General features: G+C 62.4%; 22 protein-coding genes. 10 read left to right on the forward strand and 12 right to left on the reverse strand.

Annotated elements, in window-relative coordinates:
• The first annotated feature begins 103 nt into the window (after positions 1-103).
• A complete protein-coding gene (locus tag ACKWRH_RS32175) occupies positions 104-385 on the forward strand; it encodes a helix-turn-helix transcriptional regulator (protein WP_445216785.1) in 282 nt (93 codons plus the stop codon).
• 79 nt (positions 386-464) lie between these two features.
• Here ACKWRH_RS32175 and ACKWRH_RS32180 read toward each other — a convergent pair whose 3' ends face one another.
• A complete protein-coding gene (locus ACKWRH_RS32180; protein ID WP_445216786.1) occupies positions 465-728 on the reverse strand; it encodes a hypothetical protein in 264 nt (87 codons plus the stop codon).
• A 276-nt stretch (positions 729-1,004) separates the two neighbouring features.
• On the opposite strand from ACKWRH_RS32180, the gene ACKWRH_RS32185 reads away from it, so the two are divergent.
• Positions 1,005-1,169, forward strand: a complete 165-nt coding sequence (locus ACKWRH_RS32185) for a hypothetical protein (protein WP_445216787.1) — start codon at positions 1,005-1,007, stop codon at positions 1,167-1,169.
• Positions 1,170-2,081: 912 nt separating this feature from the next.
• Entirely contained in the window at positions 2,082-2,228 is a 147-nt protein-coding gene (locus tag ACKWRH_RS32190) for a hypothetical protein (protein ID WP_445216788.1), read from the forward strand.
• A gap of 301 nt (positions 2,229-2,529) precedes the next feature.
• Here the strand turns inward: ACKWRH_RS32190 and ACKWRH_RS32195 are convergent, their stop codons facing one another.
• The 3 genes from ACKWRH_RS32195 to ACKWRH_RS32205 all read right to left on the reverse strand — a co-directional run bounded on the left by ACKWRH_RS32195 (position 2,530) and on the right by ACKWRH_RS32205 (position 9,707).
• Positions 2,530-6,066: an autotransporter outer membrane beta-barrel domain-containing protein gene (locus ACKWRH_RS32195; RefSeq protein ID WP_445216789.1), complete on the reverse strand. Its 3,537-nt coding sequence runs from the start codon at positions 6,064-6,066 to the stop codon at positions 2,530-2,532.
• Positions 6,067-7,067: 1,001 nt separating this feature from the next.
• Positions 7,068-8,813: an adenylate/guanylate cyclase domain-containing protein gene (locus tag ACKWRH_RS32200; protein WP_445216790.1), complete on the reverse strand. Its 1,746-nt coding sequence runs from the start codon at positions 8,811-8,813 to the stop codon at positions 7,068-7,070.
• 699 nt (positions 8,814-9,512) lie between these two features.
• Positions 9,513-9,707 carry a hypothetical protein gene (locus tag ACKWRH_RS32205; protein WP_445216791.1) on the reverse strand — a complete coding sequence of 65 codons (195 nt, stop codon included), beginning with the start codon at positions 9,705-9,707 and terminating at the stop codon, positions 9,513-9,515.
• A 316-nt stretch (positions 9,708-10,023) separates the two neighbouring features.
• On the opposite strand from ACKWRH_RS32205, the gene ACKWRH_RS32210 reads away from it, so the two are divergent.
• Together ACKWRH_RS32210 and ACKWRH_RS32215 are read left to right on the forward strand one after the other, a co-directional pair.
• The gene (locus ACKWRH_RS32210) at positions 10,024-10,671 is read left to right on the forward strand and encodes a helix-turn-helix domain-containing protein (protein ID WP_445216792.1); all 648 of its coding nucleotides are present in this window, start codon (positions 10,024-10,026) and stop codon (positions 10,669-10,671) included.
• A gap of 57 nt (positions 10,672-10,728) precedes the next feature.
• Positions 10,729-10,905: a hypothetical protein gene (locus tag ACKWRH_RS32215; protein ID WP_445216793.1), complete on the forward strand. Its 177-nt coding sequence runs from the start codon at positions 10,729-10,731 to the stop codon at positions 10,903-10,905.
• Positions 10,906-11,921: 1,016 nt separating this feature from the next.
• On the opposite strand, the gene ACKWRH_RS32220 is transcribed toward ACKWRH_RS32215, so the two are convergent.
• Positions 11,922-12,317 (reverse strand): hypothetical protein, encoded by a 396-nt coding sequence (locus tag ACKWRH_RS32220; RefSeq protein WP_445216794.1) that lies wholly within the window; start codon positions 12,315-12,317, stop codon positions 11,922-11,924.
• A gap of 287 nt (positions 12,318-12,604) precedes the next feature.
• Here ACKWRH_RS32220 and ACKWRH_RS32225 point away from each other — a divergent pair, with 287 nt between their 5' ends.
• On the forward strand, positions 12,605-12,862 hold the full coding sequence (locus ACKWRH_RS32225) for a DUF2798 domain-containing protein (protein WP_445216795.1): 258 nt from the start codon (positions 12,605-12,607) through the stop codon (positions 12,860-12,862).
• A gap of 445 nt (positions 12,863-13,307) precedes the next feature.
• Here ACKWRH_RS32225 and ACKWRH_RS32230 read toward each other — a convergent pair whose 3' ends face one another.
• From ACKWRH_RS32230 to ACKWRH_RS32245, 4 genes are all read right to left on the reverse strand, one after another.
• Positions 13,308-14,303: a hypothetical protein gene (locus tag ACKWRH_RS32230; protein ID WP_445216796.1), complete on the reverse strand. Its 996-nt coding sequence runs from the start codon at positions 14,301-14,303 to the stop codon at positions 13,308-13,310.
• Between the two features lie 45 nt (positions 14,304-14,348).
• Positions 14,349-16,136, reverse strand: a complete 1,788-nt coding sequence (locus ACKWRH_RS32235) for a chloride channel protein (RefSeq protein ID WP_445216797.1) — start codon at positions 16,134-16,136, stop codon at positions 14,349-14,351.
• Positions 16,137-16,149: 13 nt separating this feature from the next.
• Positions 16,150-16,803 (reverse strand): L-fuculose-phosphate aldolase, encoded by a 654-nt coding sequence (locus tag ACKWRH_RS32240; RefSeq protein ID WP_445216798.1) that lies wholly within the window; start codon positions 16,801-16,803, stop codon positions 16,150-16,152.
• Positions 16,804-16,985: 182 nt separating this feature from the next.
• Positions 16,986-17,612: a MarC family protein gene (locus tag ACKWRH_RS32245; protein WP_028156691.1), complete on the reverse strand. Its 627-nt coding sequence runs from the start codon at positions 17,610-17,612 to the stop codon at positions 16,986-16,988.
• 144 nt (positions 17,613-17,756) lie between these two features.
• On the opposite strand from ACKWRH_RS32245, the gene ACKWRH_RS32250 reads away from it, so the two are divergent.
• The 4 genes from ACKWRH_RS32250 to ACKWRH_RS32265 all read left to right on the forward strand — a co-directional run bounded on the left by ACKWRH_RS32250 (position 17,757) and on the right by ACKWRH_RS32265 (position 21,459).
• Positions 17,757-18,326 carry a YciE/YciF ferroxidase family protein gene (locus tag ACKWRH_RS32250; protein ID WP_014493662.1) on the forward strand — a complete coding sequence of 190 codons (570 nt, stop codon included), beginning with the start codon at positions 17,757-17,759 and terminating at the stop codon, positions 18,324-18,326.
• 186 nt (positions 18,327-18,512) lie between these two features.
• Positions 18,513-18,896, forward strand: coding sequence for an Hsp20/alpha crystallin family protein (locus tag ACKWRH_RS32255; protein ID WP_014493661.1), 384 nt, complete (start codon positions 18,513-18,515; stop codon positions 18,894-18,896).
• Between the two features lie 8 nt (positions 18,897-18,904).
• A complete protein-coding gene (lon, locus tag ACKWRH_RS32260) occupies positions 18,905-21,298 on the forward strand; it encodes an endopeptidase La (RefSeq protein WP_445216799.1) in 2,394 nt (797 codons plus the stop codon).
• 5 nt (positions 21,299-21,303) lie between these two features.
• Positions 21,304-21,459 (forward strand): hypothetical protein, encoded by a 156-nt coding sequence (locus ACKWRH_RS32265; RefSeq protein WP_187387991.1) that lies wholly within the window; start codon positions 21,304-21,306, stop codon positions 21,457-21,459.
• A 72-nt stretch (positions 21,460-21,531) separates the two neighbouring features.
• Here ACKWRH_RS32265 and ACKWRH_RS32270 read toward each other — a convergent pair whose 3' ends face one another.
• The 3 genes from ACKWRH_RS32270 to ACKWRH_RS32280 all read right to left on the reverse strand — a co-directional run bounded on the left by ACKWRH_RS32270 (position 21,532) and on the right by ACKWRH_RS32280 (position 25,165).
• Entirely contained in the window at positions 21,532-21,834 is a 303-nt protein-coding gene (locus tag ACKWRH_RS32270; RefSeq protein WP_014493658.1) for an HU family DNA-binding protein, read from the reverse strand.
• A 356-nt stretch (positions 21,835-22,190) separates the two neighbouring features.
• Entirely contained in the window at positions 22,191-23,423 is a 1,233-nt protein-coding gene (locus ACKWRH_RS32275) for an acetyl-CoA C-acetyltransferase (protein ID WP_445216800.1), read from the reverse strand.
• 278 nt (positions 23,424-23,701) lie between these two features.
• Entirely contained in the window at positions 23,702-25,165 is a 1,464-nt protein-coding gene (locus ACKWRH_RS32280) for a GH1 family beta-glucosidase (RefSeq protein ID WP_445216801.1), read from the reverse strand.
• Positions 25,166-25,274 lie beyond the last annotated feature (109 nt).

The raw sequence follows: 25,274 nt of genomic DNA on the forward strand, positions 1-25,274 counted from the left end.
ACGGAAGAGCACTCTCTCGACATCTCCAGCTAGGTGTCTCGGCACGGCTCCTGCCGCGCCCTCTCCGCGGCAGGAGGCAAGAACGAGCTTTGAGGAAGTCGCGATGACCGCAGCGAAGGAGACACACGCGAAGAGCGATGACGCCGACGGGACGAACAGGCCCACTCCTCGCCGCATGCTCAACGAAACACAGGTGCTACAGCTCATCCCGGTCAGCCGCACCACGCTCTACCGCATGGAGAAGGCAGGCCGGTTTCCGAAGTCCACCTATATCAGCCCTAACCGGCGCGTCTGGTACGAAGACGAGATCGTGGCGTGGCAGAACGCGGTCGATGAATTCGATCCGCATAGGGCTCGGGGCAAAAGGCGGCGCCGCGAAGCCTAGTCCAGCGGTGATGATCCCTATGAGGACGAAGCCCACCGGCTGGGGGCGCTTAAGCAGCAGAGCAAGGGCTCCGCAAGCGTCAGCGTGATTTTCGTTTGCGCCGTGTTCGTATGCGGCTGAGCCGTTTGGCGTTCGCCGCCACCTTCCTTCGATATTGATCAACAATCTCGTCGGCCGAGGCTCCAGCTATCAGGCTGGTACCAGCTTTCGCCGCCGCAAGTATCTTTTCGCTCACCATGCGCTGGGCTTCACGTTGAGCCGCTTTGTCGCCACGCATCAGCTTCGCGATCCGCAGTCCGATCACGCGATTGCTTTCTAGCCCTAACATCATCCAGTTCCACATGTGCGATATTCCCGGTCATGCGAACGGCGTACCATTAGGGATCATATCAACGGTCACGGAGTGCGCGATGTCCAATCAAACCCGCGTGGCTGGTCACGATGGGCACAATCTGCTCGCTCATTCCCTCCCGATCTGCCTCGGCAACACACGTCACCAACGGTCTAGCAAGAGTTCCTTCACCTTGATCTAGGGATACATCCGAATGGGCGATAGCCGAAGATCACTTGGTGCTGAAGAGTGAGACCGCTGCTGCCGGGGGCCAAACGGGGATGTCCGATGGGTGCGGCAGGCTCGCGCTTTGCGCATATGAAGAGAAGTCGCCGCGTCCGGGCGGTCGTTGTCGGCGTGCTGGAAGAGTTGCCGTTTATCTGCCCGGTGGCGGTCGCAATCGGCTCGCTGATCATGATCGGAATCACGCTGTGCAAGGATTGGTCGCAGTGAGCGGGAATAGTGACGAGCGATCTTACCACGCCGGCTTCCCCGGCTGACCGATCTCGAATCGCCACGGTCGCCGCGTCGATATTCAGAGTTCGCTTTGATGCAAATTCGGTGAATCGACGCTGGCAAACCAAAAATATCTCGAAGTTGAGCGCAAGCTGAGGGACACCCCCGGCGCGGAGGCTGTGCTTGTCTCTGTCGATTCCTTGAACGCGGTGCGGAAGGCCTATCCGAATTATTTCCTCGATACAGCGGTGTTCGTGCGGCTCATTCGAGAGACGACCAGAACACTCACGCCACCACCGCGCCCCTCAAGGAGGCCCCCCCGACACAAGGCAGCTCGATCTCTTCAAGTAGCAGACGATCAGCGACAGTCCCTGCCACGGGCGGAGCGGCCATCCCGCTTTCGCTTTTATGCCGCTTTAGCCACTCTTACCGGTGAGGACCTGATCTTGAAACGTAGGAGAGTACGTCATACCGCCGACCTATCAGTCGCAAAATCATGTTGGCGAACTGAACGAGAGAAAAAATTGCGAGGAATTCCAAAATCATTTCGAAAAGCCTCCGGGTTCGAAAATTAGCTGTCGCAAAAAAACGCCCCAGCCCGGAGACCGCTAATCTAAAACTGTTTGTTGCGGTGTAAGCGCAAAATGGAACAGTTCAATGAAGAAACAACAAATCAGTTGCTTTTCGGCAACAGCACGAGGAGATTGCAGCGTTCGTAAACACGCTGTCATTTGCCGCCGGTCGCCAATTTCGCGCCAGCATCATCCGTACTGTTCATCGAGTGGCGGCTCGCCGCACTTGTCGGCCACAGTCGCGAGCGATCTCGGGCGCACCTCGAACACGACCCGCTCGATCTGCGCCGGATCGCGAGTCACCTCGCGGCGCACACCGCGCAGGTAGGCTCGACAGATGCGTCAGCACGGTGCCAGCGATTTGGTCGATCAGTTCATCAACATCCGCTCGGCGCACCAGTTCTCGCTTCTTCTCCATCAACCGCAGTGGCAGCATCTCGCTCTTGGCCGCGACGTGGGCAGCATCGCCCTCCGTGCGCGGTGATTGCTGCCGGCTCGCGCCGCAAGTATCGCAGGTAGTCAACGCGTCTCTGGTCGAGCGGGAAGCCGTCACCTTGCCGCCGGATCACGCCTTCCGCTTCGAGCTTGCCGATATAGGTTCGGGTGCAATCGAGGTACACCGCCAGCCGATGCGCTGACGGTCGCGGACTTTCTGGATCGCGGTCGAGAGGCGACGGACGGGCGAGTCATCGTTCGCTCCTGTTGCGGCGCGTTGGAATATCTCACATCCTCTTGCGGCAGCATAGCGGACCATGCCCGGACTTGCCATCTGGCTGAGCGGCCTGTCACCAATTAACCCGCAGCCCGGCCTTTCCTGTGTAGGCGAAGCCGCCGCCGTCGAACCGGCTCTGGTAGGAAGCGTTGGCGTAGAGCGTGGTGTTCGTTCTCACCTGCCCGCTGACGCCGACATTGACCTCACCCCAGAGACCACCAAGATCGGCGTGGAACGGGATGAAGCCGGTTGCCGAAGAAAATGAGGTCGTCGGATTGCCCTGGAATTCGTTCCAGAGATTCGGCCGGATCCAGGCAGTGATCGTGCGCAAACTGTCGTCAAGCGCCCAGGTGCGGCCGAAGCGGGCGCCGATCCGGCCCAGCAGCGAATCGACATCAGTAAAGCGGATTTGCGCCGCGATGTCGCTGGCACCGTTGATGTTGATGTTCTGGTAGACCAGTTGCGCCTGCGGTTCGATGAACCAGCCGCCGGCGAACTTGAAGGGATATCCCGTCTCGAGCGAGGCGGCGAAACCTTGGCCTTGGGTCTTGAACGTCGGCAGGCCGCGGTTGGCGGTCGAGCTGATGTCGTAGAAAGTGCCCTGCAGGATTGCATCGGTGTACCAGCCGGTCGGCCCGAAATGGGTCCAGTAGCCGCCGAGGGTGTAGGCGTTGAAGTCGCTGTTGCCTTCTCTGCCGTCGAAATGGGTGACCTGTCCCTGGTTGGTGCCGATCGCAAAATAACCGCCGGCATGATCGCGCGAGCCATCGGGTCGATCCTGGCGATAGAAATCCATGCCGGCCTGCAATCCCAGGAAGGTGTAGTCGAAATGCGGACCAGCGGAGCCGCCGAGCACGCCCAGTCTGTCGCCGTGCTGCACGCCGTTCATGCCGATGATCCGGCCCCAGCCAAGATACTGTGAGGCGGGATTGAGCGGGGTAGCCTTGTAGTACCCGCCTTGGGCGGTAGTCGGAGCAACCCCTTCATCGAACTCCTCGCCGACGCGCTCGTGCAGTGTGTCGAGCAGGTTGCGGCCGTACAGCAACGCCATCGACGGGATCGCCGCATAAAGCGAGGTTTCGGCGCGGAAGTTCGGGATCGTCGGCGATGGTGGCGTAGGCCCCGGCGTAGGTGGGACAGGCGTCTGGCACTCCGGCAAGGCAGGGGTCAGCGTGCAGTTCAAGGTCGAGCGCAAATACCAGTTTCCGTTGGCTGCATCGGCGCCAACGCCACCGTGGAAAAGCGTGTATTCGAAGGCGCCGGCCACGGCCGGAGCGCCGAGCGTGAAAGCGCCACCTGCCGAACGGCTGGGGTCGAGCGCCTGCACGACCAGGATGCCGCTATCGAGCGTCAGCGCGCCGGTACCACCGGCATTCTTGACAAAAAGCCGCGTCGCGCCGCCCGGAGCAACGGACGTTCCGTCCACAACAAGGATGTCCGAGCGCGAGGCGGCGCCTCCTTCGTTCAACACGGTATCGATCAATAGGCGGCCGCCGTTCGATATGAATGTGCCGCCGCCGTTCGCTCCGGGCGTATGGCCGCCCGAAATCAGCAGGACGTCACCGGCAACGGGATTGGCCTGCAGGTCGATGGTGCCGGAATTAGTGAACGTCGTTGCGCCGAGAATTTGGCCGTGCACCGGCCCGCCGAGCGCCATGGCATTGAAGGCTAGTCCTAGCGGCAAATACTGGCCGGTGCTGTCGAGCGTGGTCGCGCCGGGACCGCCCAGCAATGCCAGCGTACCACTATTCGTGAAGGTGCTGGGGCCGCTGCCAAGGTCGGAAACCGCGACGCGCAATGTATCGCGGATCCCGTCACCATTGGTGTCCGCGAAGTGGCGCAGGTTGAAGATGCCGTTGTTGGTGACAGCGTTGGCGCCCGCGAACTGGACAAAGCCGGTGATGGTGCCGTTGTTGAAGATGATCGGATCGCCCGCCACGGCGCGGTCGGACAGTGCGCCGATGCTGCCGTCATTGGTCAGGGTCGCGATGCCGCCGGTCGAACTCAGGAAAACGCCGGTCGCCTGCAAGCCGTAGGTCGGGCCGACACTGGTAAGGTCAGCCTGCCAGCCGCCCATGATCGATCCGCCTGGTGCGATGTTGATCGTCACGCCGCCACTGCCGCTTGTTGCGCTGATTGCGGTACCGAACTGCCCCAGAGTTGACACGTTGGTCGCGTTGACCTGCACAAACCCGGACGTTGTGGAGAACGGCACCGGGCTGTGTATGGTTTGGGTGTCGGTGAGCTGCCCGTTGTTCCTGGCGAGTATCGTGCCACTGTCGGCGAGGATACCGACTGCGTTCGAGCCGTTCGTCGTGTTGATCGGTCCGGAGGCATTCACCGCTATGCTGCCGCTGCCCGAAAGCGCCATGATGCCGGCGCCGCCCCCGCCTTGGGTCGTAATGCCCGGACCGGTATAGGTCAGCGTGGTCGGCGCATCCGCGTAGCTAATGGTTCGGATGCCGACAGGGTTATTGAAAATATTAGGATCCGGAGCGGCGGTCCCGAAGCTCATGATTTGCGACGCCACGGTCGCAGTTAATGCTCGACCATTCGCTGCGGTAGCCGAGTCCAGTTGGACGGAGATCGCCGCCTTCACAGGCAACGTTGGAGGATCCACCCCGGGGTTGTTCGAACCGCTGACGGTGATGACGGTGCCGGGACTGGTGGTGACCGAAGCCGACCCGTCGCCCTCGGTCCATACGACGATGCCACGGGGCCTGTTCCCAAACACGTTGATCGTGCCGCTATTGTATGTCACGGAAGCATCGCCGGTCCCACTTGGCGCCAGGAGCGAGTCACCGGCATGGGCAATCAAACCGTAAAAACCTGCTCCGCCCACACCCGGGGTGCCCGTGATATTCCCGGAAGCAGCGATTGTGGCGTTGCCTACCCCGCGGTTATCCGCCTGAATGCCGGTAGATTCCGTTCCGCTAGAGGTTAAGCCCGGGCCGCTCCAGGTTACGCTTGCCACATGAGGGGTCCCCGTCAGGTTTGGCATTGCGAACGCCACGATCGCGTCCTCACTTGCGGTGCCGGCCACATTAATTGTGGTGTTCGTTGCCGTAATGATGGCGTCGCCGCTGGACTGTATTCGCTGCCCGGTGTTGTTGTTGCTAAGAGGATTGGCTGTATTGTTGATGGTCACACCATCCGCAGTGATGGTGATGTTAGCGCTGCCCGCAGTCACGCCCGTGGAGTTAGCTGCGTTGACGGCGTTGAAGCCGGGTGCGCCAGCGGGGATGGTGACAATGACACCCGACTGAAGCGTGAGGTTGATGGGGGTGCCGCCGGAACCGTTTTGGGTATCGTAGCCGATGCCGGTGGGATAGAGGTTGCCCACTGAGGTGCAGGTAACGCTGCCGGAAGCATCGAGTGCCCCGCATTCGTTCAGCGCCAACACCGGCGACAGCCCCGCGTCGACCGCGGCGAAGGTCGCAACCACGGCTAACGAAACGGTCGATAGCAGTGAACGGCGGAGGAGCTGAAATCGATCGGCCAGTTTGTTTGGTGCGACGGTCGTGATTGTAAGACGATCTCGGTATTTTACCGCATTGCAGGCGCAATCATCCGGCACGCGAGTGTCGACGGCCACGGCTCCATACTTCATCACTGCCCCATCAAAGTGATATCACCAAATGAAAGGTCAGGCGGCGCTGGTCGTCAGAAGCACAAACATACTCATTGCGTCAGACCGATTGGCGTAACGCGCAAAACTCGGAACACCGACTCAGCTACATCAAACGACTCTGAATTCGGCGGGAACGTTGTCGTCACTGTGGCGGGCACCCAATGGTTCGAGTTTATCGTTTTGCGTGGTTGCTGCCGGGTTACACAATGGACAGCATCGCTGATCAATTCCTTCGCCTTGGCAGCTCGCGATTTCATTTCTCGCCTCGGCCAACGCGATGCGCACCGCGTACAACTCATCGCTCAGCCCGGCTTTCGCCCTCACGCTCCTTGGCAAAGTGCGTACCGAGCGCATTCCCAGCGTAGACATCCCGGAGGTCCGGGTTGGCCCAAAAGACGACCTCACCCTTACGGCTGCAATTGACACATCGCGTCATTTCGCAGCGGTGTGGAAGTTGGTCGGACGCACCGCAACCTCGAGTTATGAAAACGCCCTACGTGTCGCGCCCCTGATTTTCTCGCCGCAGATATTCTCAATAGGCGCGGTCGCGCGGTTGCCGCAGGAACTTACGCGCTCGGAAGGACCGGAAGACGATCGGGTGCACACAAAAAGAAAGGCCGCCTGCGTTGCCACAAGCGGCCCAAGTCTAGGGAGGAAACGCCCAAGTAGGGCAGCGATAGCGGGAACGCTACCGCATGCCCTTAGACAACACGATCGCGGTCGGCGGCTCAATTGAACGTCGGTAAGCGTCGGTCATCTAAACGGCTAACGGACCGATACGAAGGTTTAAGGCAGTCGCCATCTCCGGTCTCGCGCCAGCGTTTTCACGCATCTTTGCACCCCTTGATGCGAACCGTGCCAGCATCGAGCGCACCGCCGTGCAAGTCCGATTGGCCCCCAACAGCACCGCGAGAGCGGACAATCCGGGACCGCAGCTTAGTGCCCACAAGCCGTCGATCGATCAGCTCGTCGCAATTGGACTATTCGGGCAACCCCGATTTCCGGAGGCCCTCAATCAGTAGCTTCGAGTTTGATTGTCCGCCCCGGGCGATGTACGCGGATATCGTAAACGCGGGATCGGTCTCAAGCAGATGCGCCGCCGCCTCACGTGCCTCCGCATCACGTCCGAGATGGGCGAATGCGGACGCGAGACAGCGGTAAGATGTCGGAAAGGAAGGGTTCTGACGTAGGGCTTTTTTCCCTGCGGCGATGGCCTCGTCAAACCGACCAAGCTCGATTAAGGCAGTCCCCATCCCGGTAAACGACCGGTGTAGCAGCGGGTCTACCGGGCTCATGCGAATGGCACGTTCGAAGCTCCGGATCGCTTCCTCCGGCAGCCCGGCAACTTTTAGGACCCAGCCTCTGCAGTGCCATGCCCAAAATGAATTCGGGTTGAGGGCGACCGCCCGGTCTGCCATTTCGATCTCACTTTCACTATCGCCGACCATGAACGCCGAGATTGCGGCAGTTCTTGCTAATGTGTCTGGATCACTATCGTCGATGCTCAATGCCAAGCGAGCAAGCCGAACTGCTTCCCGGCGCTCGAATTGAGGATCGACAGCATAGCCCTGAAGCACGTTTTGCATGCGACAGTTACCTGCCAGAGCCGCGACTGGGCCGAACCGAGGGTCCAGCTCCAAAGCACAATGCGCCAGCCTGATCGCCTCGGTATTCCCTTCGCGGGTCGCTAGGTACCACTGCTGCATCGCCCGCAGAAAAAAGTCATAGGCGGTGAGGTTCTCCGGTCGCCGCCGCGTCGCGATTGCGATTTCCGTTTGAAACAACTTTGGTTCAATAGCTGAGACAACGGCGACCGTCACCTCGTCCTGAAGAGCGAAGATGTCTGTCAGATCACGCTCGAACCGGTCCGCCCAAATGTGTGCCCCTGTGATCGCGTCAATTAGTTGCCCTGTGATACGAACTTTCCCTGACGCCTTGCGCACAGAGCCTTCAAGGACGTAGCGGACGCCAAGCCTGCGCCCGACTTCCTTGGCATCGACGGCTTTGCCTTTAAACGTAAAGCTCGAATTGCGAGCGACCACGAATAGCCATTTGAACCGCGAAAGCGCTGTAGTGATCTCTTCCACCATCCCATCCGCAAAATACTCCTGCTCGGGATCGTCGCTCATGTTCTCAAACGGCAGCACGGCGATTGAAGGCTTGTCCGGGAGCGGCGGGGCCGCACTTAGCCTATCGCTCAACGCGCTACAGGCTCCCGCGCGGACAGCGTAAGCGCGGACCGGCTTGGAGATGTTCTTGAGCTGCTGTTCGCCCCGATCCTCGAAGCCAACGTCCAGCTTGCCCTCGACCTCGCTGTGCACCTTTTCGGAAATTAAAATGCCGCCTGGATCGGCTGTCCCTTCCAGCCGGACAGCAATGTTGATGCCGTCGCCAAAAAGATCGCCGTCAGCTCCGACGATAACCTCCCCGAGATTGACCCCAATGCGCAGCTTTAGGGAGCTTCGGCCTGAGGCGATGCTTTCCTGTATCTCCACTGCGCATCGCACCGCAGCCGATGGACTTGCGAACTCGGCCAACGCGCCGTCACCCGTGGTCTTGATCAGTCGCCCGTCGTGGCGGAACAGGCCAGGCTCGATGACTTCGCGCTTGAGCCGCTCGAACTCGGCATAAGTGGCTTCCTCAGCGCGTTGCATCAACGCGGAGTAACCGACCACGTCGGCAGCCAAGATCGCCGCTAGTCGTCTCTGAACCCGCTGCTCGGTCACGGCGGTCCTCCGAAGGGCCAGACTAACCACGCCGCTGAGACAAGGAGCATTAAATTCGGCGATCTTTCGATCTTGACACCATAGCTCTACGTCGTAGCCGTCAGCCAAACATCTGGCGCGCTTCTTGGCTTCGGTCTCGTCCTCGCAAACTAGTGGGATGATGGCTCGATATGTCCGTCAAAGCCCATGATAAGTGCGCGGTACTCTTGCATCTTCTGACCTCCGTTTCACAAACGAGAGGCCACCAACTGAGGCGGACCTATTCTTCTGGGGGTTGCAGGCCCGGCGAGGTCAGCCATTCGTCTATATTAGAAGCGGTTTCGAGCTGGCGTAATCTGCGTTCTAGAAGATCACGTTGCGGTCCTGGCTGCGTGTTTTTCAGCTCCGCTATGATGCGGGCTCGTTCCGCATTCAGGTCGTCGTTAGTGTGGGATTGTGGGTGTCGTCCCATGGCACTCTCCTATCCCTGCGTGAATTGGGAGGGAGCGCAACCGGCGTTCTCATCACCGATCCAAAGCACGGTGATACAACCATTGTGCACCCGGAACCGGAGCGACGCCAGAACAAAAGCTAATCCAGGGCAAAACGCGACTTGCCTTCTAGTCAGCACTTAGGCTGGGCCAGACGTTCACCAACCCGCAAGTAGTCAAGTGGCTCCGCTCCCCGGCAACAGATTGGCCCGGGGCCCTCTGCCAGCTTTTAGCTGCGTACGGCGGCGCGGAAGCCGAAGAAGCTCAACGCGCCCGCAACAATGATGGCAATCCAGCTCGGCCAGAACGGTATATTGACGCCATTCAACGTGACGGACCAACCCATCACAATCCGGATCAACTGCAGAAGCGCGATCAGGGCAAAGATGGCAGCGGCAAGCGTGCAGAAGGTTCTTATGGTCATTGTCCATCTCCGATGGCACACGCGCACCCCGAACGCTCTCATACATCATCGTGAGACTGTCGTTCGTGAACGCGCGATAATCCATTCCACACCCCGATGAAAACTGCGGCCGGACCTGAGCAGGCGAGTTGATTGCTTTCGCAGGTTAAACGGATGGTGATGGAAGCGAATAAGGGGCTCATCGCCGCATTGTCCCTTGGTACAATAACTTCTGACAAGTATGGGCGTAACGTATCGCATTCCATCACAACCTCTGGGCGTAAAATCCAATTTGCGACTGCGCTCCTACCAGCGTCCAAAAAGTATGGAGAAGGCCATGCTTATGCGCGACACACCCCTCGGCGACCGCGCCTTTAGCCTCCCCATCGCGCTCAGCGCGTTCAGTTACAAAAAGGGGCAGGAAATCTACGGCGAGGGCGAACCGGCCCGATACATTTATCAGGTGCGACACGGCGCGGTGCGCCGTTACAAACTACTTTCGGACGGTCGCCGTCAGATAGGGGCATTCCATCTGGTGGGCGATATTTTTGGCTTAGAGAACAGCGACGCTCATCACCTTACCGCCGAGGCTGTCGTTGCGACCGAGGTCGTTCTGATACAGCGGGAGAGCCTCGAAGCCCTCGCGGGGACCGATGCTCCCGTCTATCGCAAGCTGCTCGACATGACGACCAGAAATCTACAGCACGCCGAAAACCACATGCTGTTGCTGGGACGCAAATCCGCGACGGAGAAGATCGCGGCGTTTTTGCTGGAGATGGATGAGAGACTGACGAAGGCCGGAATAATGGCGCTGCCGATGGGTCGCCGCGACATCGCGGACTATCTGGGTGTCGCGCACGAGACCGTCACTCGCATGCTGTCGATCCTGCGCGACGAGGGGGTACTCGATTTCATCGGGAACACGCAACGCGAGATCGTCATCCGTGACCGGCAGTGGCTCGCAAGTCGTGATCAACCAAACTAACAGTCTGAGGCTGGTACCGGAATTGGAGCGCTTCGCGAGGCATGGAGCTGGGAAACGATGACCCCGTTTGGCGTGGTTGTTGTTTGCATCATTGGCATCCTGTTCGCTGTCGCCCTCGCTACACCAGTCAGCCGCCAGGCCTTTGTCGGTCGCGCCCGCCAGACTGTGAGCCTGCTAGTCTGGCTCGCTCTGCTAGTGCTGCTCGTGAGCCTGTTCGCGCGGATCGGCTGGTGATTGCTTGCGAATTCCCCGCCCGTTGGCCCTAAGCCTGCCTAGCGTGAAGTGGGCCGCCGGTAACTCCCAGCAATTCCCGGCGACCCCCTGTCGGTCACTCCCAATACCTCTGCCCAATGACAGTAGGCGTGACCGCCCATTGAGGGCCAGCATACTAAGAGAGCGCGACGACGAAATTGATCTCGATCAACGTCGCCGCGAGGATGCGCCTGAGGTAGTGCCTTACTTTCTTGGCAGCAACACCAAGACGAACCATTGAGCCGGGAAGAGCGGGAAGAATAGCGCTCCCAAGAGAAACCAGGCGCGTCTCGACCGGCCTCTCTCTTCCGCAAAGTTGGCAGTTACGCGCCCGCAGTAAAGCATCAACCCGATAACGACTAAGCCGAACATGATCGAAGCAAGCATGAGTGGCTCCTGCCGATAGGCGCTTGCCGAAGATATGGGGTTGGCTTCTAGGTGTGAAACAGGGCCTATTAGGGCCCAGCCCATTTCCCGGCGGTCGCCCGCTATCCGCCCGCTACCGAAAAATGCCTTTTTTTCAATCTCTTCCGACGATTTTAAGAGGCCCAAAATAGAGCTTGCGGAAAGGACCACACGGTTTTTCCGTACGCACGGCCCGCCATTTCGCCGCAGTTTTCCCAGCCCTGTCGACGGAGCCGGAAACTTACAGACGAGACGAACCTGACAGCGCCGCTCATCCGGCACGAAGTTTTGGGCTCACGGAGAGCAATCCGCCCTGCCTTTGACCTCTCGCGCCCGACGCTGCCGCGTCCACCGCAAGCCCGGCCCGCGACAGTGACGACACAAGATCGCCCCTCTTGGTGAGCCGGGATGGGCGACACATACGACAAATCCGAATTTCGGCAAAGTAGAATATTTTCGTGAGCGCGGCTTGACGCCCTCTCGGGTGTTTTGCCCGTCGGGCGACGCAGAGGCGCGTAGCCGGACGGAGCCAACGGGTCGGCGCGAAGCGCCGCCCGATGAAAGACAATCCGGGCTACGGCGAGAACAGGCGCCTAATAAGGCTGATAGTAGCCACGCGGACCGTAATAGGGACCGCCGCCATAATATCCCTGACCACCATAGTAAGGACCCGGGCCGTAATAATTGCGATTCTCGTAGTACTCCTGGCGCCGACTCTCTGCGATTGCGCCTCCGATCAGACCTGCCGCTACGCCCATGAAGGCAAGCCCTGCCGCATTTGGACCCCGGCGATAGTAGCGGTGGCGGCGGGCGGCGCTGAAATCGGTCGCTACGGATCTGCTTGACGTCGCAGAGTCCGCGCTGACGGGCGGCGAACCGGCCGGCGCCGCAGACGAGGGCGAGACGGAAGCTGTCGCCAGAGCCAGACCCGCAAACGCAGCCAGCGCGGCGTTGCGACCAAACCTGGAATTTACGGGCCTATCGCTCATCTCAGCGTCCTTTGTTCTCGTTCAAAGTCAAATTATGAAACGACCTACAACGTGAAAATCACTGAAAAGTTTCGTGATCGCGGCAATCGGCCACTTCGAACGATTGTAAACCGAATGACCAGATCGAGCTTGAACCACTCAACCTGAGCGGATAATGAACAGCCGCGCCGTTTTTCGGTCGCCGTAAGCGTTTCACGTGAACCAACGCATCAACCGACGCCGTCGGGATCGATGCCAATTTTAGGGTTCAACGTGACTGACGCGTCCTTTTCTTCAAGAGAAATCAGATGATTGCGGTTCGCAAACTGCCGGCGCGCTATGCGCCGATCGTGATGCCATTTGTGCTGTCCATCCTCATGACGGCCGTGGTGTCGGTCATTTCGACGCTCCGGAGCCTCGGCGCGACGCCGGCGTTCCTCGCGACCTGGCCGGGCGCCTGGGCGCTGTCATGGCTCGTCGCCTTTCCGACGCTGCTGATGGTGCTGCCACTGGTCCAACGGATCGTGGCGTGCGTCGTCGCTTCTCCATCTCAACCAGGCCGATAGAAGGCGCGGACGGCGGCGCACGAAGCACGCCGTCCCGCTTCCATGATTGCTCGACACCTTGGATCGAGCTTCCACTCTGTCATCTCTACCCGTTGCCTTGTCGCGACGCCGTCGGCTGCTGCCCTACATCGCGTCGCGAACCCTGTCGGAATGCTCCTATCAGGTCGCTCACCGCGGCGATTGGCTGGCAGATCCATGCACTAACCGGCAGCGCCTACTCTCTCGGCCTCGCAGGGCTCGATCATCGCGCTGATGGCGATGGGCGCCATACGATCAGCGGCATAGTCCGCGTCGCGCTGGTGTGGCTCGGCGAATTCGAAAGCTGCATGACCGCCGCCTTACTCGGCGCGATGCCGGCGGTAGTTCTCGACGGCGTCGGCACCACCGACGTGGGGCGATCGTTGTCGTGAATGCGGCCGCGGCTACGGGCCCATATCGATCGCGACTATTGTCGCGCCGATTGCAGCTGGACCGGAGCCGGCCGTCGCACCGCGGCACGCGGTGACGACGTTGCTGGCGCGGGCTTGCGCGTCTGGGCCGCAGCCGGGCGTGGCGCAGGCACGGGTGCTGCGCTCGTCTTCTGCCCCGCGTTCGACCGGTCGGTCGTTTTCCCGGCGATCTCGGGGATCTTGTTATCCGGCGTCTTGTTTTCAGACGCCTTGTCTCCGGGCATCTTGGCGACGAGCCGCGCCATTTGTTCCTGGCCTGCCTTCAACTCATCGGCAAGCCTGAGATTGTCGAGCGACATTTGCTCCTGGTTCGCTTTCAATTGCGCCTGGCTCGCCTTGAGCTGATCGATGCCTTGCTGCACGTTTGCGAGATCGCTCGCCAGCTTCTGCAGCAATTCGGTCAACTCCGGCGGGAGCGTGCTGCCGGTTGGCGCGACTACCTCTGGTATGGTTTCGGCGGCGGATGCCGGTTGCGGCGACGCCTCGGCCAATTGAGCAGTCGGGCTCGCCTCAGCTTCGCGCGCCGGCTCCGCTTGCAACTGCGACGACGTCGCAGCGTGCAGCGGCGCCCAACCGGCGATCATCTGCCTGACCGTATCACCGTGGGATGATTGCGAGACCAAGGCCGCGATGCCAATTCCCGCAGCCAGCCCCAGACCGACGAAGCCGCGCAGCGCCGTCCCGCCACGCCGCGGGCGACTGCGCACGGCATCGCGCTCCAGCCGGGCAAGCTGCTCGCTGGCGCGCGCGATCTCTTCATCCACGCTCCTGATTTTCTCGAAGGTATGCGTGAGCTCTTCGTCCATGCGCGCGGACGGCGCATAACGCGGCTCGACCGGTGTCGTCACGGAGTTCATTGGCGCTCCCCTTCTCAGCCCAATGTCGCCCGAAGGCGTCCGTCGCATTTGCTTACCCTGATCATCGCTGACGCGCTTTGTCCAAAGCAAGACGCCTTCAAGGAAATTCGGTGGCGGGACGACTCCGGGCGCCATGGTCCCCTCCCCCAATACCTCTCTCGACCCCGAGGCCGCGGACCCTTACGACAGCGCCCCGAGCACGCCGCGCGTTGCCTTGTCGATCTCCTCGACATAGCGGCGGCGGACAAACGTCTCGGTGAGGAAGCCGACCACCTTCCGGCTGTCGGTGGAATCCACCACCGCCAGCATCTCGGCTTCCGCTTCGTCGAACACGGCCATCGCCGACTTCACGTTCATTTCCGGGATCAGCACGATCTCGGTCAGGCGGGCGAGCTCGATCACCTGGATGTCGTCGGCGATGGTGTCGAGGTCGCTGGAGAACAGGTCGGGCAGCAGGACGAGGCCGACATACTCGTCCGCATTGTTGACGATGACGATGCCGGGCCGCGAGCCCAGTGCGAATTCGCCGCGCACGGCGGCGATCGTGGTGGTCGACGGCACCTTGCCGACGTCGGAGCGCATCAGCCGCTCGACGGTAAGGTTGCGCAGCCAGCCGACGTCGTTGGCGCTGCGGATGGTCTCGCCGCGCAGATGCAGGCGCCAGGTCGAGAAGGAATGACCGAACATGAAGCGGACGCAGATCGACGTGACGATGCAGCCGGCCAGCACCACGGCGGTGACGTCGACATTGCGGGTCATTTCCAGCACGAGGAACGACATGGTCAGCGGACCGCCGACAATGGCGACGCCGAGCGTCGCCATACCCGTCAGCATCGCGACCAGCGGGTCGATCACGAATTCCGGGCTGATGAGCAAAAGAACCGCAGCGAAGAACTTTCCGATCAGGCTGCCGACGAACAACGAGGCAAAGAACAGACCGCCGCGGAAACCCGAGGCGAGCGAGATCAGGCAGGCCGTCACCTTCAAGGCGATGATGATCGCGATCAGGCCGATCGTCATGTCGTGAAACAGATCGAGCACCATGGCGCCGTGGCCGGCCGCGAGCACCTGCGGCGTGACGATGGCAAAGCTGCCGACGATAAGGCCGCCGATCACCGGGCGCAGCCAGACCGGCAGCCAGACAAACAGGCGCTCGAACATCGAAGACGACCGCATCACCGCGATGCCGACGCCGCTGGTAATGAGCGCAAGCCCGATCAATGCCAGATATTGCTCGACGCCGACCGCGCTGACCTTCGGTATTTCGATAGAGTACGGCGCGCCGCCGAGCCATTGCGCGGTCAGCGCGCCAGCAAGCGAGGCCGCCAGGATCGGCGCGGCGCTGCCGACCGAATAGACGCCGACGATCAGCTCGCAGGCATAGAAGGCGCCGGTGATCGGCGCGCCAAACGCCGCTGCGATCGCCGCGGCAGCGCCGCAACCGACGATCAGGCGCAAATCGTTGCGGCGCAGATTGAAGAACTTGCCGAGCAGTGAGGCGATGCCCGAGCCGATCTGGGTGTAGCCGGCCTCGAGGCCGACCGAGGCGCCGCAGCCGTTCGAGATCAGCGTTTGGCTCGACACCACCATGCTGTCGCGCATCGACAGATTGCCGCCGCGTAGCGCGTTCGCCTCGATCGGGTCGACCGCGTTGGAGATCTTCAGCCGCCGCCGCCACCACTCCATGATACCGAGCGCCAGTCCGCCGAGCGCGGGTGCGATCAGGGCCGCCCAGGGGCTGACCCGGGCGTGGGCGGATAGGCGAACATCGACGGGAATGCCGTAGATCACCATATGGGCAATCTGCGCGATCTCGGCCATCAGCGTCACGATGGCGCCGGTAAACGTGCCGATCACGAGCGCGAGCGGGATCAGGTAGAACTCGTTGCTGCGCAAGAGCGCACGCAGGCGAACCATGACGCGGTTCGATCCCTTGCGATCGGCGATGTGTCTGATGCGCGCGAACACCTTTTTGCCCGCCCTACCCTTCCGACATGCCGTAACCGGCCATGCGCTGGCCGACCCGTTCGATCTCGGCACTCGACAGCAGCGGCGGTTTTCCGATCTGGAGGCAGCCGTGATACTGCCGCGCCAGCGTCTCGACCTCGACGGCGAGCCACATCGCCTTGTCCAGCGTCTTGCCGACCGCAATCATGCCGTGATGGTCGAGCAGGCAGGCGAGCCGGCCCTCCAGCGCCCGCAGCGCATGCTCGGACAGGTCCGCCGTTCCGAAGGTGGCATAGGGTGCGCAGCGGATACTGTCACCGCCGGCGGCCGCGATCATGTAGTGCACGGGCGGAATCTCCATGCCCATGATCGCCAGGATGGTGCAATAGGTGGGATGAGCGTGGACGACGGCGTTGACGTCGGGCCGCGATTTCAGGATGTCGCGGTGGAAGCGCCATTCACTGGACGGCTTCTGACCGGGGGCATGGGAGCCGTCCATCGCCATGAACACGATCTGGTCGGGCGTCATGGCGTCATAGGGCACGCTGGTCGGCGTGACCAAGAGCCCGTCCACATGCCGGACGCTGATATTGCCCGAGGTGCCCTGGTTGATGCCGAGCGCGTTCATGCGGCGGCACGCGTCGATGATGGCCTGTCTCTTATCGAGCTCGTCCGCTGTCATCGACATCCCGATTTCATCTCGACTTTTTGGCGATGGGCGTTTGTTAGACCGGGAGTACGTCAAAGCAATGTGGCAGCGCAAGCGAAAGCGGCCCGGATCAAGTACCGTCTTGCCGGCAGTCCCGCCAAGCCACAAAATATCACTTAAAATCAATAAATTAGCAGATTGTCGCAGGCCTAGGGCAACCCCTAGGGCAGGCTCGCCCGGACGGCCGCGATCCCGTTGATCACGAACTGCACCGAATAGGCTGCGAGCAGCATGCCGAGCACGCGTGAGAGCACGGCATTTCCGGTGCGCCCGAGGGTGCGCGCGATCAGGCTCGCGGAAACGAAGCACAGCATGCAGAGCAGGCAGACGGAGACGACGACCGCGATGATGATCGCGAGCTTGGCCCCATAGCCGGCATTGCCCGTCAGTAGCAGCGTGGTCGCGATCGCACCGGGACCGGCCATCATCGGGATGGCCAACGGAAACACCGCGACGTCGGAGGCATGCTCCGAGGTCGCCTTGTCGGCCTCGCGCGCCTCGCGATGCGGACGGTCGCCGAAGATCATCTGGTAGGAGACGCCGAACAGCAGCAGCCCGCCGGCGATCTGGAAGGCGGGGATGCCGATCCCGAGCTGGCGCAACAGCCAGTTTCCGGCCAGCGAGATCACCACCAGGATCGAGGCCGCGATCAGCGGCGCGCGCAGCGCGATCGTGCGCTTGACCTTGTCGGGCATGCCTCCGGTCGCGGCGAGGAAGGCCGGCGCAAGGCCGACGGGATCGACCACCAGCAGCAGCGTCACGAAGGCGGACAGGGCAAAGTCGAGCATGCGGGTGGGTCTCACGCGAGGTGCAGCCGCAATCCATAACCGCTCGAGGAAGCCTTCGCGAGGAACATTTGCCTTCGCAGAGTCTTGGTCGCGCGAGGATTGAGGAAGGGCATGCCTTCCCATGTCGCCTCAAGAGGAGGATTTATGGCTAAACGAGCAAAGAAACGTGCGAACGCGAAAAAGACGGCGGCGCGCCGTCCGCGTCAGGCACCGAAGATGTTGAGCGACCTGTTCCTGGAGACGCTGAAGGACATCTATTTCGCCGAGAACAAGATCATCAAGACGTTGCCGAAGATGGCCAAGGCCGCGCATTCCAAGGACCTTGCCGCCGCCTTCAACAAGCATCTGCGCGAGACGCAGGGCCAGGTCAAACGGCTCGACCAGATCTTCAAGATGCTGGGCAAGCCGGCCCGCGGCAAGCCCTGCGAAGCGATCAACGGCATCACCGACGAGGGCGCCGAGATCATGAAGGATTTCAAGAACGCCCCTGCCCTCGACGCCGGCCTGCTCGCGGCGGCGCAGGCCGTCGAGCACTACGAGATCTCCCGCTACGGCACGCTGCGCACCTGGGCCGAGGAGCTCGGCATGCCGGACGCCGCAAGGCTGCTCCAGGAGACGCTGGACGAGGAAGAGGCGACCGATCACACGCTGACCGAGCTCGCGACCTCGGTCATCAACCTCGAAGCGGAAGAGGAGTACCGCGCCGCAGCCTGATCGGCGCGACGCGCCCAACTGTTGCCTTCGATGCCGCGGAATATCCCCGCGGCGTCGAAGCGTGCGACTGCAAGGGCCTCTCCGGTTGGAGGGGCCAGGCATGCTCCAAACGCGCGATGCTGGAATTTTGGGGAACCGACCCCATATGCTCGTTTTCCAACCGCAGCGCCTTCCCCGAGTTTTGCCATGCAACCCAAAAATCCCCTCGACTGGATGCTGTCCGAAGCCCTGGACTCGCTGACCCGCGCCGAACGGCTGCGGCAGCAGTTCGGCCGTCAGGAAGCCTGCTGGGAGCCGCCGATCGACGTGCTCGAAACCGAGCATGAGCTTTTGATCCTGGTCGCGCTTCCCGGCGTCAATCCTGACAATGTCGAGACGGTGATCCTCGACGGCGTGCTCGTCATCTCCGGCCAGCGCACGCTGCCGCCGGAGCTTCGCAACGCCCGCATCCACCGGCTCGAGCTGCCGCAGGGCCGCTTCGAGCGGCGCATCGCGCTTCCCGTCGGCCGCTACGCCATCAGCCGCTTCGTGATGGACGGCTGCGTCGCGCTGCGCCTCGCCAAATCCTGAGGTCGATCATGGCCACCGAACAGATGAATACCGCACAAACCAATTCCCAGAACAATTCCGACGTGAAGATTCCCGAAGACGCGCTGATCGTCATCCCGGTGCGCGAAATGGTGCTGTTTCCCGGCGCCATCGCGCCGATCGCGATCGGCCGGGCGAAGTCCATCGCCGCCGCGCAGCAGGCGCTGCGCGAGCAGCGGCCGGTCGGCATCGTCCTACAGCGCAGCCCTGAGATCGAGGAGCCCGGGCCTGATGACCTCTACCGGGTCGCGACCATCGCCAACATCGTGCGCTACATCACCGCGCCCGACGGAACGCATCACATCGTCTGCCAAGGCGTGCAGCGTGCCCGCATCCTCGACTTCCTGCCGGGGACGCCGTTCCTGGCCGCGCGTTTCCAGCAGATCCCCGAGCCGACCACGAGTTCTCCCGAGATCGAGGCGCGTGCGCTGAATCTGCAGCGCCAGGCCATCGAGGCGGTCGAGCTGCTGCCGCAGGCGCCGCCCGAGCTGGTCGCGATGTTCCAGAGCACCACCGCGCCCGGCGCGCTGGCGGACCTGGCGACGTCGTTCATGGACATCAAGCCGCAGGACAAGCAGGAGGTGCTGGAGACCATCGACCTCGCCTTGCGGGTCGAGAAGGTGTCGAAGCATCTGGCCGAGCGGCTGGAAGTGCTGCGCATCTCCAACGAGATCGGCCAGAAGACCAAGGCCTCTTTCGACGAGCGGCAGCGCGAGGCGATCCTGCGCGAGCAGATGGCGACCATCCAGCGCCAGCTCGGCGAAGGCGACGGCAAGGCGGCGGAGGTCGCCGAGCTGACGGCTGCGATCGCCAAGGCCAACATGCCGCCGGAAGCGGAGGCGCACGCCAAGAAGGAGCTGCGCCGCTACGAGCGCATGCCCGAGGCTGCCGGTGAGTCCGGCATGGTCCGCACCTATCTCGACTGGCTGATCGAGCTGCCCTGGGCGCTGCCCGCGGAGAAGCCGATCGACATCAAGGAAGCACGCCGCATCCTCGACGCTGATCACTTTGGCCTGGAGAAGATCAAGGGCCGGATCATCGAATATCTGGCGGTGCGCAAGCTCGCTCCGCAGGGCAAGGCGCCGATCCTGTGCTTCGTCGGGCCGCCCGGCGTCGGCAAGACCTCGCTCGGCCAGTCCATCGCACGCGCGATGGATCGCCCCTTCGTGCGCGTCAGCCTCGGCGGCGTGCATGACGAGGCCGAGATCCGCGGCCATCGGCGCACCTATATCGGCGCGCTGCCCGGCAACATCATCCAGGGCATCAAGAAGGCCGGCACGCGGAACTGCGTCATGATGCTGGACGAGATCGACAAGATGGGCCGTGGCGTGCAGGGCGATCCTTCCGCCGCCATGCTGGAGGTGCTCGACCCCGAGCAGAACGGGACGTTCCGGGACAACTACCTGGCCGTGCCGTTCGACCTGTCGCGCGTGGTGTTCATCGCGACGGCCAACATGCTGGACCAGATTCCGGGTCCGCTGCTGGATCGCATGGAGCTGATCAGCCTCGCAGGCTACACCGAGGAGGAGAAGCTGGAGATCGCGCGCCGCTACCTGGTGCGGCGTCAGCTTGAGGCCAACGGCCTGACGGCCGAGCAGGCCGAGATCGAGCCGGAGGCGTTGAAGCTGGTCGTCAAGGGCTACACCCGCGAAGCCGGCGTGCGCAACCTCGAGCGCGAGATCGGCAAGGTGTTCCGCCATGCCGCGGTGCAAATCGCCGAGGGCACGGCTGCCAAGGTCGTGGTGAGCCCGAAGGACATCGCCACCGTGCTCGGCCAGCCGCGCTTCGAGGGCGAGATCGCGCAGCGGACCAGCATTCCGGGCGTCGCCACCGGGCTCGCCTGGACGCCGGTCGGCGGCGACATCCTGTTCATCGAGGCTTCGCGCGTGCCCGGCCGGGGCGGCATGATCCTGACCGGCCAGCTCGGCGACGTCATGCGCGAGAGCGTGCAGGCTGCGATGACGCTGGTGAAGAGCAAAGCCACGCAGCTCGGCATCGATCCGTCGGTGTTCGAGAAGAACGACATCCACGTTCACGTGCCGGCGGGCGCAACCCCGAAGGACGGACCGAGCGCGGGCGTTGCGATGTTCACGGCGTTGACGTCCCTGCTCACCAATCGCACGGTGCGCAGCGACACCGCGATGACCGGCGAGATCTCGCTGCGCGGTCTGGTGTTGCCGGTCGGCGGCATCAAGGAGAAGGTGGTGGCTGCGGCCGCCGCCGGATTGAAGCGGGTGATGCTGCCGGCACGCAACAAGCGGGACTACGACGACATCCCGAAGAGCGCGCGGGACAACCTCGAATTCATCTGGCTGGAGCGCGTCGACGAGGCCATCGCCGCAGCGCTCGAGCCGGCTGATGCCAAGGTCGAAGCGGCGGAGTGAAGACGATGAAGAAACTGCTGGAAAAAGCGAGGCGATCGCGGAAGACGCAGCGGCTGCGTCAGCTGCTCGACCGTGCGATCGACCGGGTTCGCGATGCGCTGGCGGCACCAGGGCCGCGGCTTCAGCCCGTTCCGGTCCGGGTGAAGCGCCGCAAGGGTTGAGCCCTCCGTCTCAAGCCCTCGCGGCAGCCCCAAACAAAAGGCCCCCTCCTAGCCGAGGGGGCCTTTGCGTTGTTAGCCCACCGCGTCCTTGGCGGCCTTGACCGGGCGGGCGCGGACGATCTTCCGGGCCGGCTTGGCCTTGAACATCATCTCTTCACCCGTGAACGGGTTGGTACCCTTGCGCGCCTTGGTCGCGGGCTTCTTGATGACCACGAACTTGGCGAAGCCCGGCACCAGGAACAGGCCGTTCTTCTTGAGCTCCTTGTGACCGACGTCGGTCAGCGTCTCCATGACGCTCTTGACGTCGCGCTTGGAAAGCTCGGTGGCGGTCGCAATCTTTTCGATCAGCTGCGATTTGGACATTTGGGTTGGCATCGTGTCTCCTCTGATTCGTTGCCGGTTGCATATTAGACCAACCGTTGAAGGCCCAGAGCCTTCTGCACAGTTTTGTCGCGATTTTACGGGCTTTTTTGGCCCCCTGTGGCAAAAAACCCTGCTTTTCAGCGGCTTCCAGAGCGGAAGGAGCCTCCGGCAGCGGTTTTTGCCTTGTTTCAAAGGCCCGCACGCCGCCTTGCTAAAGCTGATTCGCTGCTTTCGACAAGCGACGACCGGCCTCTTTGTGACAGGCCGGTCGCGATTCACCCTGAAAAATAAGGCTAGATCGTCGTGTTGCGGCGTCTCGGCTGCTCTCTCACCCTGTTCTTACGGGGGCGCGACGAGCTTCGCTCGCGCTAGATACGCTCGATGATGACGGCGGGAGCCATGCCGCCGGCGGCGCACATGGTGACGAGACCGCGCTTCAGGTCGCGCCGTTCGAGCTCGTCGAGCACGGTGCCGATCAGGATCGAGCCGGTGGCGCCGATGGGATGGCCGAGTGCGATCGAGCCGCCATTGACGTTGACCTTGGCGCGGTCGAGCTTGAGGTCGCGGATGTACTTTTCCGCCACCACCGCAAAGGCCTCGTTGATCTCGAACAGGTCGATGTCGTCGATGGAGAGCCCCGCCTTCGCCAGCACCTTGCGCGTGGCCGGCACCGGCGCGTTCAGCATCAGGGTCGGCGAGTCCCCCATGTTGGCCATTGCGACGACGCGAGCGCGCGGCTTCAGACCGTGCGCCCTGGCATAAGCGGGCGATGCGAGCAGGATCGCGGCGGCACCGTCCACGACGCCGGACGAGTTGCCGGCGTGATGCACGAAGTCGATGTTCAGGTCCGGATATTTCTGCAGGATCAGGCCACGATAGGTCGTGCCCTTGTCGTCGAGCGCATAATCGGCGACCGCGGGGAATGCGGGCTTCAATGCGCTCAGCCCTTCCATCGTGGTCTGCGGCCGCGGATACTCTTCATGGTCGAGCGCGAGGCTGCCGTCCTCGCGATGGACGGGCACGAGGCTCTTCTTGAAGTGGCCGCCGGCAGTCGCCTGCGCCGCGCGTTTCTGGCTTTCGAGACCTAGCGCGTCGACGTCGCTTCGCGTGATGCCTTCCAGCGTCGCGATCGCGTCGGCGCAGACGCCCTGATGCGACTGCGGATGCCGCGCACGCAGGCGCAGATTGCCGCTGTCCATCATCATCGGACCGCCGCCGCGGCGTCCTTCCATCGACATCATCTCGCAGCCGCCGGCGATGACGAGGTCTTCGGTGCCCGACATGATCGAGGCCGCCGCCATGTTGACGCTGGTGATGCCGCTTCCGCAGAAGCGGTCCAGCGTCACCGCGCTGGCGCGCACGTCGTAGCCGGCATCGAGCGCCGACATGCGGCCAAGGTCGCCGCTTTGGGTCGCGACCTGCGCGCTGCAGCCCCAGACGATGTCGTCGACATCGGCGGTGTCGATGCCGGTGCGATCGGCCAGCGCGCGCAGCACGGTCGCGCCGAGCTGCTGCGGATGAATGCCCGAGAGTGCTCCCTTGCTGGCCTTGCCGACGCCCCGCGGGGTCCGGCAGGCATCGATGATCAGCGCGTCAGCCATTGGCGTTGTCCTCTTGTTTATGGGTGTTGATGTCGTTTCTGAATCAGGGGAAGAGTGGAGTCAACGTGCGGTGCCGCGCGGCCTCCTTGCAAAAAACTGAAAAACAACCCCATGCGCAGTAGAAGCGCGGGTTCCGCATGAGGCGCGGTGAGACCGGTGAAGCGATTGGCTTGTCAGGCTAAACGGCCGTGGCCGCGCGATCGTGCGTCACCTCGCCCCGCCTGCGGGAAGGGGTCGGATTTTACGCGCGGCGGAAAATCCGGGAGAGGGAGAGAAAGCTACGCCCCCGCCGCGTTCTTCGCGATCACGTTGCGGTAGAAGGTCGCGCTGAGCTTCGGCGTGCGCACCTGCGTGTCGAAATTGACGTGATAGAGCCCGAAACGCTTGTTGAGCCCGAACACCCATTCAAAATTGTCCAGCAGACTCCAGAGGAAGTAGCCGCGCACCGGCACGCCCTCCGCGGTCGCGCGCTGGAGCTGGGCGAGATAGTTGCGCAGATACATGATGCGATCGGTGTCGTAGATCTTGCCGTCGGGCGTCACCACGTCGTCGCCGGAGGTGCCGTTCTCGCTGATGTAGATCGCATCCGTCTTCCAGATCTTTGCGGCCAGCTTCGGCACCCAGTAGATCGTCTCCGGCGCGACGCGGAGCCAGTTCGAGTTCATGTGCGGGAACGATTTCGGGATCGGCAGCGGCATGAAGCCCGCGCCCTGGTCGGAGGGCACCACGTAGTTCTGCGGCGCGTAGATGTTGAGACCGAGGAAGTCGACCGGCGAGGAGATGATCTTCAACTCGGCGTCGGTGTATTTCGGCGCATCGGCGCCCGCGTATTTCAGGAAGGCGTCGGTATACCGGCCCGTCATGATGACGTTGAGATAGCCGGCGTTCATCTCGCGCAGCGCGATCTCGGCCGCGCGGACATGCTCGGGCGTGTCGATTGCGGGAACGCAGACGTCGATATTCTCGGCCGGCCCGACCCTGGTGCCGCGGCGGCCGTGCGCCCGCACCGCCTGCACCGCGAGCCCGTGCGCGAGCGCGCTGTTATGCCTGACCTGGTTGACCTCAGCTTGCGGCAGCGTCACGCCGGGCGCGTCGATGCCGAGGCCATAGCCGAACTGGACGAAACGTCCGCTCTCGTTCAGCGTGAACACGTTCTTGACGCGATCGGTCAGGCGCTCGGCCACATAGCCCGCATAGTCGCCGAAGATCTTGCAGGTCTCCGTCGAGCGCCAGCCGCCGAAGCGATCCTGGAGCGATTGCGGCAGGTCCCAATGGTAAAGCGTCAGCCACGGCTCGATGCCGTTCTTCAGCAGCTCGTCAATGAGCCGATTGTAGAAGTCCAGTCCCTTCGGGTTCGGCTTGCCGTCGCCGTCCGGAAACACCCGCGGCCACGCCACCGAGAAGCGGTAGGCCTTGCAGCCGAGTTCCTTGATGAGCGCGATGTCCTCCTTGTAGCGGTGATAATGCTCAACGGCGCGATCGCCGGTGGTGCCGTCCTCGATCTTGCCGGGGATGCGTACGAACTTGTCCCAGATCGAAGCCCCCCGCCCGTCGACGTCGACCGCACCCTCGACCTGATAGGACGAGGTCGCCGTGCCCCAGACAAAGCCCGCCGGAAAGCCGTCCATGCCCCGCGGCGCGGGTGCCGGCTTGACCTCGGCGGCCTCCAGCGGATTTGCGATTCCGGCTGCGGACAATCCCGCCAGCTTGGCAAACTGGCGACGCGAGACCTTGTCCGACATTGATACTGCCCCTTGAGACGATTGTTGCAGCGGCACAATGGCGTGTCGGAAGCTGCTTGAGAAGCCGGAGTTCCGGGACTTGCTGATGCAAAAATGCAGAAGAACGCCC

The sequence above is a fragment of the Bradyrhizobium sp. Pa8 genome (assembly GCF_052588265.1).